At 41.1% G+C, this 17,134-nt stretch carries 12 protein-coding genes; 5 read left to right on the top strand and 7 right to left on the bottom strand.

Annotated features, from left to right (window positions below; all coding sequences use genetic code 11):
• Positions 1 to 32: 32 nt before the first annotated feature.
• Entirely contained in the window at positions 33 to 2,477 is a 2,445-nt protein-coding gene (locus tag HWV58_RS08470) for a TonB-dependent receptor (protein ID WP_317174786.1), read from the bottom strand.
• A 642-nt stretch (positions 2,478 to 3,119) separates the two neighbouring features.
• On the bottom strand, positions 3,120 to 3,650 hold the full coding sequence (locus tag HWV58_RS08465) for an AAA family ATPase (RefSeq protein WP_175633803.1): 531 nt from the start codon (positions 3,648 to 3,650) through the stop codon (positions 3,120 to 3,122).
• A gap of 438 nt (positions 3,651 to 4,088) precedes the next feature.
• On the opposite strand from HWV58_RS08465, the gene HWV58_RS08460 reads away from it, so the two are divergent.
• Positions 4,089 to 4,406 (top strand): carboxypeptidase regulatory-like domain-containing protein, encoded by a 318-nt coding sequence (locus HWV58_RS08460; protein ID WP_175633685.1) that lies wholly within the window; start codon positions 4,089 to 4,091, stop codon positions 4,404 to 4,406.
• A gap of 212 nt (positions 4,407 to 4,618) precedes the next feature.
• Positions 4,619 to 7,456, top strand: a complete 2,838-nt coding sequence (gene carB / locus HWV58_RS08455; RefSeq protein WP_175633684.1) for a carbamoyl-phosphate synthase large subunit — start codon at positions 4,619 to 4,621, stop codon at positions 7,454 to 7,456.
• A 191-nt stretch (positions 7,457 to 7,647) separates the two neighbouring features.
• On the opposite strand, the gene HWV58_RS08450 is transcribed toward carB, so the two are convergent.
• The 3 genes from HWV58_RS08450 to HWV58_RS08440 form a co-directional block, all read right to left on the bottom strand.
• Complete coding sequence (locus HWV58_RS08450; protein WP_175633683.1) at positions 7,648 to 8,955, bottom strand: M20/M25/M40 family metallo-hydrolase; 1,308 nt, start codon at positions 8,953 to 8,955, stop codon at positions 7,648 to 7,650.
• Positions 8,956 to 8,964: 9 nt separating this feature from the next.
• On the bottom strand, positions 8,965 to 10,806 hold the full coding sequence (locus tag HWV58_RS08445; RefSeq protein ID WP_175633682.1) for a M61 family metallopeptidase: 1,842 nt from the start codon (positions 10,804 to 10,806) through the stop codon (positions 8,965 to 8,967).
• 164 nt (positions 10,807 to 10,970) lie between these two features.
• Positions 10,971 to 12,092: a DUF4407 domain-containing protein gene (locus HWV58_RS08440; RefSeq protein ID WP_175633681.1), complete on the bottom strand. Its 1,122-nt coding sequence runs from the start codon at positions 12,090 to 12,092 to the stop codon at positions 10,971 to 10,973.
• A gap of 128 nt (positions 12,093 to 12,220) precedes the next feature.
• Here HWV58_RS08440 and HWV58_RS08435 point away from each other — a divergent pair, with 128 nt between their 5' ends.
• Both HWV58_RS08435 and HWV58_RS08430 read left to right on the top strand, forming a co-directional pair.
• Positions 12,221 to 12,538: a rhodanese-like domain-containing protein gene (locus tag HWV58_RS08435; protein WP_124561952.1), complete on the top strand. Its 318-nt coding sequence runs from the start codon at positions 12,221 to 12,223 to the stop codon at positions 12,536 to 12,538.
• Between the two features lie 92 nt (positions 12,539 to 12,630).
• A complete protein-coding gene (locus HWV58_RS08430) occupies positions 12,631 to 12,831 on the top strand; it encodes a DUF6358 family protein (protein WP_124561953.1) in 201 nt (66 codons plus the stop codon).
• A 46-nt stretch (positions 12,832 to 12,877) separates the two neighbouring features.
• Here the strand turns inward: HWV58_RS08430 and HWV58_RS08425 are convergent, their stop codons facing one another.
• Positions 12,878 to 13,912 (bottom strand): dipeptide epimerase, encoded by a 1,035-nt coding sequence (locus HWV58_RS08425; protein WP_175633680.1) that lies wholly within the window; start codon positions 13,910 to 13,912, stop codon positions 12,878 to 12,880.
• 79 nt (positions 13,913 to 13,991) lie between these two features.
• Here HWV58_RS08425 and HWV58_RS08420 point away from each other — a divergent pair, with 79 nt between their 5' ends.
• Positions 13,992 to 15,128 carry a hypothetical protein gene (locus HWV58_RS08420; protein ID WP_175633679.1) on the top strand — a complete coding sequence of 379 codons (1,137 nt, stop codon included), beginning with the start codon at positions 13,992 to 13,994 and terminating at the stop codon, positions 15,126 to 15,128.
• A gap of 267 nt (positions 15,129 to 15,395) precedes the next feature.
• Here the strand turns inward: HWV58_RS08420 and HWV58_RS08415 are convergent, their stop codons facing one another.
• Positions 15,396 to 17,021, bottom strand: coding sequence for an NADP-dependent glyceraldehyde-3-phosphate dehydrogenase (locus HWV58_RS08415; protein WP_175633678.1), 1,626 nt, complete (start codon positions 17,019 to 17,021; stop codon positions 15,396 to 15,398).
• Positions 17,022 to 17,134: the final 113 nt, after the last annotated feature.

The raw sequence follows: 17,134 nt of genomic DNA, 5'->3' as shown, positions 1-17,134 counted from the left end.
TTTCAGCTTTTAGCTTTAGTCTTTCAGCTTTCTTAAAACTTCACATTCAGGCTTAACAAAAAGTTAGTTCCTGCCTGTGGATAAAAGAAGTTTTCGGTAACCCTGCTGCCGCCTAGCTGGTAACCATAAGTATAGCCGTTGTTTTCATAACGCTTATCGAAGATATTATTAACTAATAAGCCTAAATTAATGTTCTTCACGCCGGCAAATTTGAAATCGTAACCTAAACGTGCATTGCTTACCCAATAACCATTTATGGTACGGTCGTTATTTTGGGTGTTATCTAAATACTGCTTGCTTACATATTTGCTTTGTAAGGCTACCGCAAAACCACTAACCGGCTTGTAAACCAGTTCGCCAAAAAGTACGGCACGGGGCGAGTACGAAATATCGGTAAGCTGATAGTTATTTACCACCTGACCGCCGTTGTCGTAATCATCGTAATACTCGGTAAAGTTTTTGATTTTGTTACGACTTAAAGCGGCATTGGCATTTAAGATAAACTGCTTGCTAATGGTGTAGGCACCATCCAGCTCAATACCCAGACGGTAACTCCGGTCTACATTTTGGCGGAAATTGCCACCCACATCATTTATTTTGCCCGTAACCACCAATTGGTTTTTATAGAACATTCCGTAGGCATTGGCACCGATGTTTAATTTTTCGTTTTTAAAACGGTAACCCAGTTCTAAATCGTTCAATCTTTCAGGCTTAGGAGTCGCACCCGTTGCTGCATCGGTATAGTCATCGCGGTTTGGCTCTTTGTTGGCTACGCTGAATGAAGCATACACGTTGCTTTCAGGATTGATGAAGTAAGTAGCGCCAAACTTAGGATTAAAGAAATTTAAAGTTTTGTTGATGGCCAGTGTATTCAGTTTGTTTTCAGTTCCGGCAATATCGTAATAAACGCGGCGGTATTGTAAATCAGCGAACAAGCTTAACGATTCGATCGGGCTGTAGTTAACCTTACCGTAGGTATTGAAATCAGTTTTAAAACCATCGTTATCATAGTAATGCCTGTCTATATTGCCATTTGATGCATATTGTGACCAGATAACCTGTCCGAAGTGCGCACCTTTATACTCGTTATAAGCACCACCAAGCGTAAAGTTAAGGTTCTTTTGCGGCACGTAGTTAAATGCATAGGTAACGCCATAAAAATCGTTATCTAACCAGCGGCGGCGAATCAGGTCTGTTTTGGTAATTGGTGTACCTCCGGGAATGGCAATCGGATTTAAGCCATAATCAGCCAGTTTATTCTGCACGCGGTACTCTTCATAGTAACCTGAGCCCTGGGTATAATGCAAAGCACCGTTAAACGAGAACTGATCAGAAAACTGACGGGCGTAGATTAACTGATAATGGTTTTGAACATAATTATCAGTTTGGTTATTGTACAAGAAACTGTTATATCTTCTTCCAGAGTTTAACAGGTTGGCTGCATCTTCCGCACTAAGTTCGTTCCGGGCTATATAAGCATTCATACCAGCCACATCATTTTCTAAACGCGATTGCGGAATACCATTCCATGATTGATAAGTTTTTTCGTTGCCCGAGAAAACATTTACGCGCAATAAATCTTTGTTGCCGTGGTAAGCACCTGATAAGAAATAAGATTTAAGTAAAGATGAACCCCGGTCTACATAACCATCAGAGCTGATTCTCGATAAACGGCCATCGAAACTAAAACGGTTATTAATTAAGCCCGTTCCAACTTTTACGGTGTTTTTCCAGGTATCGAAACTACCGTAAGTGCTGTTTATTTCTGCATAAGGTTCGGTTTCGCTTGCAGTAGTCTGGATATTTAAACTGGCACCAAATGCACCGGCACCATTGGTTGAAGTACCTACACCACGCTGAATCTGAACATTATCTACAGATGAAGCAAAATCGGGCATGTTTACGTAAAATGTTCCCTGGCTCTCGCTATCATTAATTGGAATGCCGTTAACCGTTACGTTTATGCGGCTATTGTCGCTACCCCGTATGCGGATTCCGGTATAACCAACGCCTGCACCTGCATCCGAATTAACCACTACGCCCGGCGTATTCTGTAAAATAAAAGGTAAATCCTGACCAAAGTTATTTTGCTGGATTTCTTCCTTGCCGATATTCTTATAGGTAGTTGCCGATTTCTCGTTGGCCCGTGTTGCCCTTACAATCACTTCATCGGCCAGGAAATTCTGTGCAGTTAAAGAGAAATCTATCGTGCTGTTTTGCGAAAGGCTTACTGTTTTCTCTTCAGTTTTATAGCCCACATAGCTCACTACAAAGGTGTATTTTCCGTTAGCAAGGTTTGATAAGGTGAAATTTCCACCTGCATCGCTCAGTACAATGGTTTTCTTGTTTTTTATTTTAACGGTGGCCCCAGGCAGGGCATTACGGTTTTGATCCGTTACCTTACCGGTAACAGCAAATTGTGCCGATGCAAAGAAAGGCAACATTGCAACAAGCGCTGCAAATAGTAAATTTTTCAATGTTCTTGTTTTTAGTTAAACCAACCGGAAAAAGGGGTTTCCCCGATTTTTAGTTAAACTTCCATAACTCCAATCCCTACGCCGGCATTACCCGGATCAGGTGCATTTGAAGCTTAAGGCTGAAAGCTAAAAGATTAAAGCTTGATGATTTATCAGCGCTTTAGGCTTTATGCTACTGGCTTTATGCTTCAAAATGGGTATGTTCTCAGCCTGTTTTTGTGTTTATTTAAACAAGGCACCCCTAATGATGGGGCAAATGTAGGGAATTATTTGGCAATTCTCATTTAAAGAGAGGTGTTGTGATGCTAAATTTAGGGAAATGACACCTTAATCGTTTAATTTATAGAATTTATTGCTCTTTTTGGCTGGAAAACTGACGGTTCTGTGTGCTTGGCATCTTTAGTCCCGCTATCCCTTCAGGTCCTCACTCGTACCTTGTTCCGTGCTTTACGTTCTACCGGGTTTAGGTGGCCAGGCAGATACAGCTATTATCTGTTGTAGGCATCACGCTAAAAAGCCTGGGTTCTTAAACCCGGCAGCAGCGGCGGACCCGAATTTTTCATGAGGGCTATAGCGGATGGCGGGGCTACTGGTTGCCAAAAGGTACTGACAATCATTTTCAAATGAATAAAAGTTGATTACCTAATGACCTAAAAAATCATCAACCGTTTTTTTAGCATTGGCCACCCGATCATCTCCCAGGCCACTAATTACTACATAATTTGCATGGAGTGCTTTTAGTTCTTTGTGCCAGACTTCCATAAAGTATTCGCGTTTATCAGGGAAATCACGCAATGGGTCGTCTTGCCAGGGCAAATCGATATCCATTAACAGGTATAAATCGTATGGTCTTTTAGGTAGAGTATCTAAAACCGGTTGCGGGGTTACGCCCAGCACTTCGTCGCTCCAGATTTTAACGGTTACAAAAGTGGTATCGCAAATAATAAAATCGCTTTCTGTTACGGCAAGGATCGCATCTTCGAGGGCCACCTGACCATAAAACATGTTTTCTTCGTCTTGTAAAGTATAATCTGTAACCAGGTTTTCGCAATAGTAGCGGGCGTATTCAGGAACCCACGAAACTTTGTAGTGCCTGGCCAATAATTGCGACAGGGTTGATTTACCTGTACTCTCGGGACCAACAACGGCGATCTTTTTAATATTTTTATTCACGTAAATGTATGCTGACAAGGTTCAAATGTAGTGGAAAATGCCCTAAAAGAAAAAATCCGGTTGAGGAGGGCTCCTCTAACCGGATAATAAACCAAACAAACTATTTATGAAGAAATCCTCATGGCGGGGAAATAATCCGCGGGGGAAGCTTTAGATCATTGTCTAAAGTATATACAAAAAGCATATATGTTGTGCTTATTACAACATTATTGCCAATAATGCGAACATCACAACTTCGTGACTTAATTCTGACTTCTGGGCGCAGTTTCTTAGTGTTATTTTAACACTTATTAACATTCAGATTACAATTGTATATTTCGGCACTACTATTGTGTATAATTATTAGTACGTTTTAAATTTCGCCTGTTCATTATTTAAAACTATTTGTACTAATTGGTGTTACTTATTTTAGACAGTTGAATATTAAAAACTAAACCAATGAAAAAGTTATGTGCAATATTAGCGCTGCTCATTGTATTTGCCCTCGGGGCAATTGCCTATACCAATACCAGGTTAGGCGGAATTATTGGTAAAATCAGTCCTGCAGATGCCGCCGCTTCTGTTTCGCTGGTAGCTGGAACAGACACCTTAAAGGCACAGTTAAGCGAGGGAGTTTTCGCCTTTTCTAACCTTAAAGAAGGCGTTTATACGGTTTGGATAAAAGCCAACGCACCGTACAAAGATGCCATTATTGAAAAGGTGGCAGTGAAAGATAGTGCTACTACAGATTTAGGCGAAATTAAATTACAGCAGTAAGTGTTTTAGCAAAAGAAAAGATTAAAAAGAGGCAGAATTAAGGCCTCTTTTTTATTTTAAAAAAATCAGCTTAAAATCGCGCTAAAGATGTATCTTTGCATCCCGACAGAACAGTTGGGATTTTTCTTCGCAATAGCACTAAATCTCGTTGCTTTCTAAGGTTCTTAAATGAACCTATACTTTAGAATTTTAATTATTGTTTAAGCTTTATCATGCCTAAAGACACTTCCATTCGCTCAGTACTAATTATCGGATCTGGACCAATTATTATTGGCCAAGCCTGTGAATTTGATTACTCGGGTTCTCAAGCGGCCCTATCTTTAAAAGAAGAAGGGATTACCGTATCAATTATCAACTCTAATCCGGCTACTATTATGACGGATAAAGTTATCGGCGACCATGTTTACCTGCGTCCGTTAACAGTTGATTCGATCGAAGCGATTTTGCAAGAGCACATTGCTGATGCAAATTTACCTAAAATTGATGCTGTACTACCAACAATGGGTGGCCAAACTGCACTAAACCTTTGTAAAGAAGCAGAAGAGCGCGGTGTTTGGGAAAAATACGGGGTTAAAGTTGTAGGGGTTGATGTTGATGCAATCGAGAAAACAGAAAACCGTGAAGCCTTCCGCCAGTTAATGGTTGATATAGGCGTAGGTGTTGCTCAATCGAAAATTGCCAACTCATTCTTAGAAGGTAAAGAAGCCGCTCAGGAAATTGGTTTTCCATTGGTAATACGCCCATCATATACCTTAGGTGGTTCTGGTGGTGGTTTTGTGCACAGAAAAGAAGAATTCGACGCTGCACTTAAACGTGGTTTAGAAGCTTCGCCAACGCACGAGGTTTTGGTAGAGAAAGCAGTTTTAGGCTGGAAAGAGTATGAGTTAGAGTTGTTAAGAGATACCAACGATAACGTAATCATTATCTGTTCGATCGAAAACTTCGACCCTATGGGTATCCACACCGGAGATTCGATTACTGTTGCACCGGCCATGACTTTATCTGACCGTTGTTACCAGGAAATGCGTAACCAGGCGATTAAAATGATGCGTGCCATCGGAAACTTTGCCGGCGGTTGTAACGTTCAGTTCTCGGTTAACCCGGCTGATGACGAAATCATCGCAATCGAAATTAACCCACGTGTATCGCGTTCATCAGCTTTGGCAAGTAAAGCAACCGGTTACCCGATTGCAAAAATTGCTGCTAAACTGGCTATCGGTTACAACCTGGATGAAATTGAAAACCAGATTACCAAAACCACTTCAGCATATTTCGAACCTACTTTAGATTACGTAATCGTAAAAGTACCACGCTGGAACTTCGATAAATTTAAAGGAGCCAACAAAGAGCTTGGTTTACAAATGAAATCGGTAGGTGAAGTAATGGCAATTGGCCGTACTTTCATCGAAGCTTTACAAAAAGCTTGTCAGAGTTTGGAAATTGGCCGCTCAGGTTTAGGGGCAGATGGCAGACAAGTACGTAACATTGAAGAAATTATGGATGGTTTGGAGCATGCTTCATGGAACCGTCTGTTCTTAATAAAAGATGCCATGGCGATGGGCGTTCCTTTGGAGTCGATCCGTAAGGTAACCAAAATCGATAAATGGTTCTTAAACCAGATTCAGGAGCTTGTAGCTTTAGAAACTGAGTTAAAAAGATATTCATTAAATAATATCCCACGCGATTTCTTCTTTACCTTAAAACAAAAAGGATTTTCGGATGTGCAGATTGCCTGGTTATTGGGTAACGTAACCGAAGATGAAGTTTATGACCGCAGAAAAGAGCTGGGTATTCGCAGGGTATATAAAATGGTTGATACCTGTGCTGCGGAATTCCCGGCGCAAACACCATATTACTACTCAACTTTCGAAGAGGAAAACGAATCTGTTTCTTCCGATCGTAAAAAAGTAATCGTATTGGGTTCAGGTCCTAACCGTATTGGTCAGGGTATTGAGTTCGATTACTCTTGTGTACACGGTTTACTGGCAGCAAAAGAATCAGGTTTCGAAGCCATCATGGTTAACTGTAACCCTGAAACGGTTTCTACCGACTTTAACATGGCCGATAAACTTTATTTCGAGCCGGTTTTCTGGGAGCATGTACGCGAAATTATCGAATTAGAAAAACCAGTAGGTGTAATTGTTCAGCTTGGTGGACAAACAGCCCTGAAAATGGCTGAAAAGTTAACTGAAAAGGGTATCAAAATTATCGGAACATCTTTCGAGAACATGGATATCGCTGAAGATCGCGGCCGTTTCTCTGATCTGTTAAAAGATTTAAATATTCCTTATCCAAAATACGGAGTTGCCGAAAATGCTGAAGAGGCTATTGTTGTAGCCAATGAGGTAGGTTATCCGGTGTTGGTTCGTCCGAGTTATGTACTGGGTGGACAAGGTATGAGTATCGTAATTAACGACGAAGACCTGGAGAAAGCAGTAGTGAAATTGCTGGGCGATTTACCGGGCAACCGCGTACTGATCGACCACTTTTTAGACAGAGCAGAAGAAGCAGAATCGGATTCAATTTCTGATGGTGAGGATGTTCACATTGTAGGTATGATGGAACACATCGAGCCTGCAGGTATTCACTCTGGCGATTCGTTTGCTGTATTGCCTACCTTTAGCTTATCAGAAACGGTAACTAAAGCAATGGAAGAATACTCGGTTAAAATTGCAAAAGCTTTAGATGTACGTGGTTTATTAAACATCCAGTTTGCCATTAAAGATGAAAAGGTATATGTAATCGAGGCGAACCCAAGGGCATCGCGTACGGTTCCGTTTATCGCGAAAGCTTATGATGTGCCTTACATCAACATCGCAGCGAAAATTATGCTGGGTGTATCGAAGCTGAAAGATTTTACCATCGAGCGTAAACTGAAAGGTTATGCCATTAAAGAGCCGGTTTTCTCTTACGAGAAGTTCCCTGAGGTAACTAAAGAGCTTGGCCCTGAAATGAAATCGACTGGTGAGGCGATCCGCTTCATTAAAGATCTGGAAGATCCTTACTTCCGCAAGCTTTACAAAGACAAATCAATGTATTTGAGCAAATAATAAAAGTAACAGAAAAAGGCTTCCGATTTACATCAGAAGCCTTTTTTGTTTTATGCAGTTACTCAACCGATCATATTTTTTATCACATCGTCATGCTGAATTTATTTCAGCATCTCTCCTGTACTATTGAGACCCTGAAATAAATTCAGGGTGACGGTCCTATAAGCTCTGAGAGGTCTGTTCAACTCGTCTTATTGCTTCAGCTTCGGTATTCTTGTCGGCGTATCAGTACCATTTACAATGCTGGTTGCACTCTTCGCAATTGCTTTAATGGTTGATAAGATATTTTCTACATCTAAAGAACTGTATTCGTCTTTAACCGAGTGGTACAATTTATCGATATCAATTTTATCGGTACTGATGGTATGTGCCGGAACGCCCAAAGCCGCTAGTGTAGCGTTGTCGCTTCGGTAAAATAAATTCTGCTCAGGATATGGATCCGGGTGGAAGGTAAATTCGGTTCCTGCCAGGTTTTTTTGTAAAATCTTGCCGAAATCTGATCTTTCGTAACCCGTAATAAACGCGGTGTTTTTACCGAATTTAGAATCTTTTCCAATCATTTCGATGTTAAACATGGCCACAACATCGTCTGGATTTAATTTCTCTGAGAAATATTTTGCACCAAAGCCGCCAATTTCTTCAGCAGTAAAGGCCACAAAAATCAAGGTACGTTCGTTGTTCTTTTGCGCTTTATAATATTTAGCCAGAGCTATCATAGCTGTTGTACCCGAAGCATCATCATCAGCTCCATTGGCAATACTATCGCCGTCTACTGGTTTTAAAAAGCCCAGGTGATCGTAATGGCCCGAGAATACTACAATTTCTTTAGCTTTAGATTTGCCAGGAATTACACCCGCAACATTAAACAATGGCATTTTATCTACTTTGCTTTTGATGGTTGCCGAAAAATCGCTTGCTGCATCTTTACCCAATACAAAAACCTGTACTGCACTGGTAGTTGCTTTTACGTCTTTTTCATCAACAGTTGCAGGTTTGCTGAAATAATTTCTGTAACGCTTAAACAAATCGGCAAACTTGCTGTCAACCAAAACAATCTGGTTCTTACCTGCTTCTGTCATTGCCCTAAGCTGAGCTACAAAAGGTTTTTCAGGATCTAATTTAACTACAGCAGTATTCGACTTATCGAGGCTAACGTTTTCCGTTACTACGCCAGAAATAATCAGGTTTTCGGGAGTAATCTCCTGTCCATCAATTTTAACACTGGTGTTTTGGTTGGTTACGCGGTATTTATTGAAAGTTTGACGGAAAGTTTTTTCGCCGGTTAAAGGCTGTAAGCCAATTTTTTTAAACTCCGATTCGATAAACGTAGCGGCCTTATCAATACCAGGGGTAAAGGTAGCCCTGCCCTGCATATCATCGGCACTTAAAGTTTTAATCAGGTGGTCGGTATATTCGCGGGTAATAATTTTATCGATGTTTTGCGCTTTAAGCTGCAAACCTGCCATCCCGACTAAGGCAAAAAGGGCGATTTTCTTCATTTTTTATGTTTAATTAGTTGTTTTCGATTTAACCTGTGAGCCTAACCAATTCGTTCTGAAATTTTGCATGGCAGGTGTTAAGGTTCCTCCTGTTTTTTCAATGCTCACAATTTCCATGGCCGGATTTTCGGTCAATGTTAATTTAGTAGTTTTTTCTATTCCCCGGTGCTGGTAAGTAATATCGAGGATGTCGCCGGGTTTATGATCGCTGTTAATTTTAACTACCTCCATCACGTTTTTCACTTTTATGCCGTCTATTGTTAATAAAATATCGCCAATATCCAGGCCTGCCTGATATGCCGGTGTTCCCGCCAGCGTTTGCGATAAAATAATTTTGTCGTCTATTGCGCCAATATTTCCAAAACCTGTATAGGCTTGCCCTGGGTTTGTCTTACGCAATACCAATCCTGCATTGAGCAGTAATTGTGCATAATCATTTTTTTCGGTGCCGTAAATATACTTTTTAAAGAAGCCGGAAGCAAAAGCTGGGTTTTTGGTTAAGCTTGCCAAAGTTTTTTCTAAATCCGGAATGGTATAGGCAATTTCCGGCTTTCCGTAAGCTTTCCACAGTGCACGCATGTAATCATCGAGCGTAAGCTTAAATTCTGCCCTTAAACGGAGATCTAATGCCAGCGCAGTTGCTGCCCCATAAGTATAGTAAGAGGTAAAAATATTGGCCTTGTTGGTTTGGTCGATCGCTACACCGGCATCGGCAAATACCGCGTATCTGCTCGCTTCGATGGGCGAAAAGTTGAGCGCTCCGGGCGAAAGCAGCACCGCGTTTGCTAAACCATTAAAAGTCTGGATGGCATTATCTTCTGTTTTTAAACCAGCACGGGTTAACAGCAGGTTGCCGTAATACTGGGTAAAACCTTCGGCGAGCCAAAGTTCGTTGCTCATGTTGGCATGTTCGAAATTAAAGGGCTCTAAGGTTTTGGGGCGTAAGCGCTCTACATTCCAGCTGTGGAAAAATTCGTGCGAAAATGTGCCCAGCAAATTGGATTCATAACCTGCAATTTTTGGCGTACGCTGTACAATGGAGGTCGAATTCCGGTGCTCCATCCCATCTCCGGCATTATCGGGGTAAACATCTTCTAAAAAGTAATAATGACCATAGTCGTAGGTTGGGAACTCGCCCCATACCGCTAAATGCTCATCAACCATTTTTTTAAGCATGCCTGCATAATTATCGATCGTTTGCTGATCATCATTTGAATGCGAAATGAGGTGGATGGTTTGCACTTTGCCGTCGGTATTTTTAACCTGCCAGCTTGCGGTTTTATAGTCTGCAATTTCAATGGGGCTATCCATAAAATATTGCAGGTTGGGTGCAAAATAACTTCCATCGGCCTCAGGTTTAAGCTGGGTGGCCACTTTCCAGTTTTGCTTACCGGTATAGTTAAACTTTACCTTTCTGGGGCGGTTATCCATTCCAATGGGGAAAGCAAAGGTTGCCGGAATATTCATGTGGGCGTGGGTTTCGTCGAAACCGGCATAGGTGCCGTCAATCCAGTTGCCGAAAATGGTATAGGTAATTTTAACGCTGTTGCCATGGCTGGGGATTTCGTAAACATCGCCTGCCGGCTGGTTAACCGTTAAGGCTTTTCCTGTACCATCGAAAGCTTTTAAATGGTATATGTTTTTGCCAAACTCGTGTGTGGCATAACGGCCCGGCGATGATCGGCTCATGCGCACCTTTAATGTGCCTGCCGGGACATTGGGAATTAGCATGCTGATTTCTGCCTCGTGGTGGATGGCATTTGGAAATGAAACGGCATAACTAATTTCGTTTTGGGCAAAAGCTGCAAGTGAGAGCAGGCTCCCGATTGCGGTACCTAGAAAATTCTTCATAAAAAGGGTATTATGAGGGCAATTTAATAAAAATGGGAGATTTTAAGCTAGCCTTTTTTGGCTAATGGTCGATAGTTAATGGTTAGATCGGGAACTGGCCGTTGACTATAAGCCATCAACTATAAACCATTGATAAACCTTTCACTTTCCCTATTCCCTCAAACCTAGCTGTCCCAGTCGTATTTTTCCAGGTCGCGGTAGGCTTTTCCTTTAATAATTTCCTTTCGTTTGGATGATTCTGAATCGACCCGGGTTTCGTGGATATTATCGGCGACTTCAAAATGAAAATCTTTATCTTTTTTAGAATGGTAGATCGAAACCTCATCTCCGTCGGCAATGGCATAATCGTAAGGGCCACGGGCGCTCATCAGTTTAACAAATACAGGCAAACATTCGAAGAAGATAAACAGCAGGCCAATAAAAGTTACTGCAATTGCGGTGTTATTGTCGCGGCTGCCATCTACGTTAAATTTAAGCTGACCAAGTGCCCAGTTACGATCGGCAAAACCTGCAATGTTGGCGAGGCTGTCTAATTGCTTTTTGGTGTATAGTTTTTCGGTAAACAGGCCATCAAATTCTTTGCGTTTATCAACAAAAGTTTCCGATTTATTAATGGTTGCTTTGAGCGAATCGAGCTCTGCTGTGCGTTGTGCAATTTCGGCTTCCTTGCGTTTGGCATAAGGGCCATAACCCATTACACCTGATGTTTCGGTTGTTTTATTCCCGAATATTTCAAAGTTCAGTTTTTGCCGGTCGGATTTAATGCCTTTTTCGAGCGAATCGCGGGTAGCTTTTTGCTGGTTTAAACGGCCAAATTCTACCTGGTATTTTTTCTCGAAAGCTTTATTCAGGGTATCTATTTTAGCGCGCTGGCCATTCAGGTAGCTCACTTTTAACCGTTCTTTAATCTCTTTATCAAAAATTTTAAGCTCAATTGGTCTCGAAATTACCATCCCAATCATAATGGCGAGTAAAATACGTGGCGTTGCCTGTAGCAGCTGCTTATTGGTACTTGCGCTTTTATTGATGCTGGATACGATGTAACGGTCCATATTAAAAATGGCAGCGCCCCACAAAAAGCCGAAAATGATGGCAAAAATTACCGCCAGATCATCGCCTTTAAATACAAAATACATGGCATAACCGCCTGAAAGGGCTGCAAATAAGCCTGTAAAAAAGATGGTGGCACCAATGCCGGTATATTTATTTTGTTCTGAAGGATATTTTTCCAGTGTCGGGATATGAGCGCCAGAGCAAAACCAAAAGAAACGGTTCAGTTTGTCCATTTGTAACTATTTATAATTAAACGCCTAAGGGTTTAAGTTGTTACAGTTTTTAGCAAAATTTTATGGCATTTTTTTGATGGAGGCAGTAAGGCTGATTTTCTTATATTTGCATAAATACATTTAATAAAATGAAAGAAATATCGGTACAAGAACTAAAAGAGAAAATCGACAACAATGAAGATTTTCAATTAATTGATGTTCGTGAAACATTCGAATATGAAGTTTCTAATCTAAACGGTGAAAATATTCCGTTGGGTGGAATTTTAATTGAGGCTGATAAGGTTGCGAAAGATAAACCAGTAATTATTCAGTGCCGTAGTGGTAAAAGAAGTGCTGCAGCTGTAATGCAGTTAGAACAACAATACGGATTAGATAACCTTTACAATTTAAAAGGCGGGATTTTGGCCTGGCAAGAGGCTTACGATCCGAATATGCCGGTTTACTAAATATAATTATTGAGTTTTTAATGAGTGAATGCTCAGGTAATAAGCCGACATTCGCTCATTAAAAATTTTCTCATTTAATCATTCATTTCCACGTGGGTAAAAAATTTGCTTTAAATATCTTCTATAACCTGGCCATTATCCTTTCTATTTTTGGATTGGTTTGGTGTTACAACAACGCGAAATATCTTCCTGCAGGATTTTTAGTGGGGGTAACCTGCTGCTTGTTTTATTTCAAGTATCAGCTTACCAAAGACATCAGGAAAAGCTTTAAGGAAAAAGATCCAAAATTATAAAAGGATTGAATTGTTGAATGACTGAATGATTGAATGTGCATTTTGGCTATTCATTCCACATCAGCTCATTAACACCTTCAAGTCCTAATCCGGGTAAATCTTTTAAAATATATCTTCCATTTTCGAAAGCCGGAGCGGTAAAAGGATTGTTTTTGGTTAACCATGGACCATCTAAATCTGCCCAGTTGCACAATGGTGCTAACGCGGCTGCAGCTAATGTTGCACAGCTGGTTTCGCTCATGCAGCCAATTAAAACCTTCATTCCAAAAGCACGGGCTTTCAAAATCATCTGATGGCCTTCGTACATGCCACAGCTTTTCATCAGTTTTACATTAATCCCGTGGTAAGCGCCTTTCAACTTGTCCATATCGGCTAAACGCTGTACTGCTTCATCGGCCAGTAGCGGAATCGGGCTGCGTTCGGTTAACCAGGCGTTACCAGCCAAATCATTTTTATCCATAGGCTGTTCAATTAGAACCACACCATTGTTATGCAGCCAGTAAATCAGATCAATGGCCTTAATGCGGTCTTTCCAACCCTGGTTGGCATCAACATATAGAGGCACCTGAGTCATGCTACGGATGGTTTCGATAATCTCCTGATCGTTATCTCTGCCCAGTTTAACTTTGATTACCTTAAAGGCACTGGCATCTTTCAGTTTTTCGCGGATAACTTCGGGCGTATCAATACCAACGGTATAAGAGGTAACAGGCATTTGGGTGGGGGTTGCCCCATAAATTTCATAGCAGGGTTTATTTAAAATTTTCCCTTGTATATCGTTCAATGCAATGTCGATAGCAGCTTTTATAGCGGGCTGTCCGGGCGCAATGCTATCGAGATAGCTAATAATCTCCCCAAAATTGAAAGGATGTTTAAACGCGCTTAAATCTACCTGTTTTAAAAAGCTTGAAGCCGTTTCGTAACTTTCGCCCATGTAAGGCACCATTGAGGCCTCTCCGTAACCTGTAATTCCCTCGTAAGTTATTTTAAGCAGCATTAAAGGTGTGCTGGTTCGGGTAAATTTGGATATCGAGAACGGGTGCTTTAATGCTAATTCAAATTCTTTGTAACTAATCTTCATGATCAATCGTCTTCTAAATAAATAGGGAAATTATTGCCTTACAAAAGTATATTTGTTTATTAACGCAAAAACCTCTGCCATGGAAAACGTTTCAAGATTACGGTATTTTATTTATTTATCCTTAATAATTATTGGAGGATGTACCACAGGAAAGAATGCGCTGCAAAAAGGCGACTACGATGCGTCGGTAAATAAGGCGGTTAGCAGGTTGCAAAACTCGCCTAAAAACACCGAAGCGATGCAGGTGCTTAAAACTGCTTATGATTTGGCCTTGCAGAGTCATTTGCGGAGAATTGATGAGGCCAAATTATCGAACGACTTGTTCAGATGGGAATCGATTATGTACGATTACCAGAAAATAAACCAGCTGGCCGATGATATCAACAGCTGTCCGGCTTGTTTGGCTATAGTGCCCAGCCCTTCGAAATATATCAATGAGCTTGCAGATAGTAAATACATGGCTGCGGGAGCGAGATACAACTCAGGCTTAGGTTACTTAAGGGAAAATAACCGTTTGGCAGCAAAAAAAGCTTATTACGAGTTCGAAAAAACACTGAACCTGCAACCGAATTACAAGGATGCGAAAGCAAAAATGGAAGATGCCTATTGGGCCGCGGTTACCCGTGTAGTGGTGCAACCCATTATTGTAAACAGCAGCCTGTATAAATTAAGTGCCGATTATTTTCAACAGCAAATCGATCAGTTTATTGGTAAATATGCGCGCAATAAATTTGTGATTTTTTATGGAGAGCAGCAGGCTACTGAGCAGAAAATTGTTCCCGACCAGGTATTGAGCCTAAATTTCGATAATTTTGTAGTTGGGCAGACTTACGTGAAAGAACGCGTGGAAAAGCTCAAACGCGATAGTGTAGTAATTGGCGAAACACGGGAAAGAAAACCCATTTACGGCACGGTTAAGGCCACGCTCAGTATTTTTGAAAAGAATATTTCATCTTCAGGCTTGCTGGATATGAGTATTATGGACTGGAATACTAAAAAACTGGTGCGCCAGCAAAAATTTCCGGGAACTTATGTATGGAGAGACAGTTGGGCGAGTTATAAAGGCGACGACCGGGCATTAAGCAAACAGCAACTGGCCATGACAAAACGCAGGGAGCTGCTTCCACCGCCACCAAGTACTTTGTTTCTGGAGTTTACCAAGCCGATTTATAACCAGCTGGTTGATGATATTGGCTATTATTATAATAATTATTAAGGAGCCTACGGGGTTCGTCATTAACGGCTATAGGCAATCCGTCATTCCCAACTTGATTGGGAATCGTAATGCATAAGTTTTAAGATTAGCTTTGCTGAGCACTACATGGTTCTCGACTTCGTTGCACTCCGCTCGAAATGACGACCATGGCTATGTTGTAATCTTTCAAGAATGGGGTATAGCAATTAAACCAGATATAAAAAGAGTCAGCTGGTAACAGCTGACTCCTCTTAAACAGATTCTTCACTATGTTCAGAATGACAGAAACTAGAAAATATACTTCGTACTTAAGAAGTTCGAATCATCTCCTTTAACAATCTCGTTCAAAAGTTTTTTATTGCTATCGGTAAACTTAGTGGCTACCAGTGATCTGATCGAGAACGAACGCAACGCATCTACAACCGAGAGTGTACCTTCGGCACTATCTTTACGGCCGGTAAACGGAAACACATCCGGGCCACGCTGGCACTGGCAGTTGATGTTTACGCGGCTCACCTGGTTAACCAAAGGATCGATTAACGAAGAAATAACCGCTGCGTTGTTACTGAAAATACTCACCTGCTGGCCGTGTGGCGAACCGATTAAGTACTCTATTGGTTCTTCTAAATCATCAAAAGGTACCACAGGTACAATCGGGCCAAACTGCTCTTCGCGGTAAAGTTTCATATTGCTGTTAACCGGATAAACAATGGCAGGATAAACAAAGGTTTCGAGGGTTTGTCCGCCGTTTTTGTTAATTACCTTGGCACCGTGTACAACAGCATCATCGATACAATCTTTTAAATATTCGGGTTTATTTAATTCTGGCAAGGGGGTAAGGTTTACGCCTTTTTCCCATGGCATACCGAATTTTAATTTTTCTACCTCGGCCGATAAACGTTTTAAGAACTCCTGCGCCAGGCTGCGGTGTACATAAACAATTTTAATTGCGGTACAACGCTGTCCGTTAAAAGAAAGCGAACCCAATACGGTTTCAGAAACTGCCAGATCAAGATCTGCATCTTTGGTTATAATGGCTGCATTCTTGGCATCAAGGCCTAAAATGGCCCTTAAACGGTTTACTTTAGGGTGTAGTTTTTTCAGCTCGTTGGCCACCTTGCTCGAACCGATCAGCGTAAGTACATTAATTTTCCCTGATTTCATTAAACCCGGAACAATAGTATTACCTCGGCCGTAAATGGTATTTACCACTCCCTTCGGAAAACTAGAGCGAAAAGCCTCTAATAAAGGGTAGTGCAATAAAGTACCGTGTTTAGGTGGTTTGAATAAAAGCGTGTTGCCCATAATCAAAGCCGGAATTAAAGTGGTAAAGGTTTCGTTTAAAGGATAATTAAACGGCCCCATACAAAGTACTACCCCAAGCGGCGAACGACGCACCTGGGCCACAATACCCTGCTCTATTTCAAAACGCGAAGATTGTCTGTCGATATCTTTTAACGCATCAATGGTAGCATAGATATATTCAACCGTACGGTCGAACTCTTTTACCGAATCGGCATAGGATTTACCGATTTCCCACATAATCAGTTTGGCAACAATCTCTTTTTGCTCAATCATTTTATGGGTAAAGTTTTCTACGCAGGCAATACGATCGGCAACGCTCATGGTTGGCCACTGGCCACGACCATTGTCGTAAGCCGCCACTGCAGCATCTAAAGCTTCTGTCGATTCCTTTTCGGTACATACCGGGAAACTTCCAATCCGTTTTCGTTTTAAACCTTCTGGAGTTTTAATACATACGGGAGAAAAAACTTCGTTAAAAGGTCCGTTCCAGGGTTTCATTTCACCATTGGAAAGGAATTCTTTCTGATTGATTTCTTCCTTGAGCCTAAATTCATCTGGAATCTGGCTCTCTTCAACGAAAATACTTTCGAGGTTTAGCGGTGTACTCAATTTTGGTTTGGTTGTTAGGGTTTATAATTGTTAGTCTATAGTTTAAGTATAGATTAACGTTTTTAAAAAAAGTATTAAGATTTAGGCACTTGTTATGATGCCTAAATCTTTTG

Origin of the sequence: Pedobacter ghigonis (genome assembly GCF_903166585.1) — a bacterium.
Classification (GTDB): domain Bacteria; phylum Bacteroidota; class Bacteroidia; order Sphingobacteriales; family Sphingobacteriaceae; genus Pedobacter; species Pedobacter ghigonis.
Note: the sequence above shows the minus strand (reverse complement) of the source record. Positions and strands in the feature narration are given on the sequence as shown.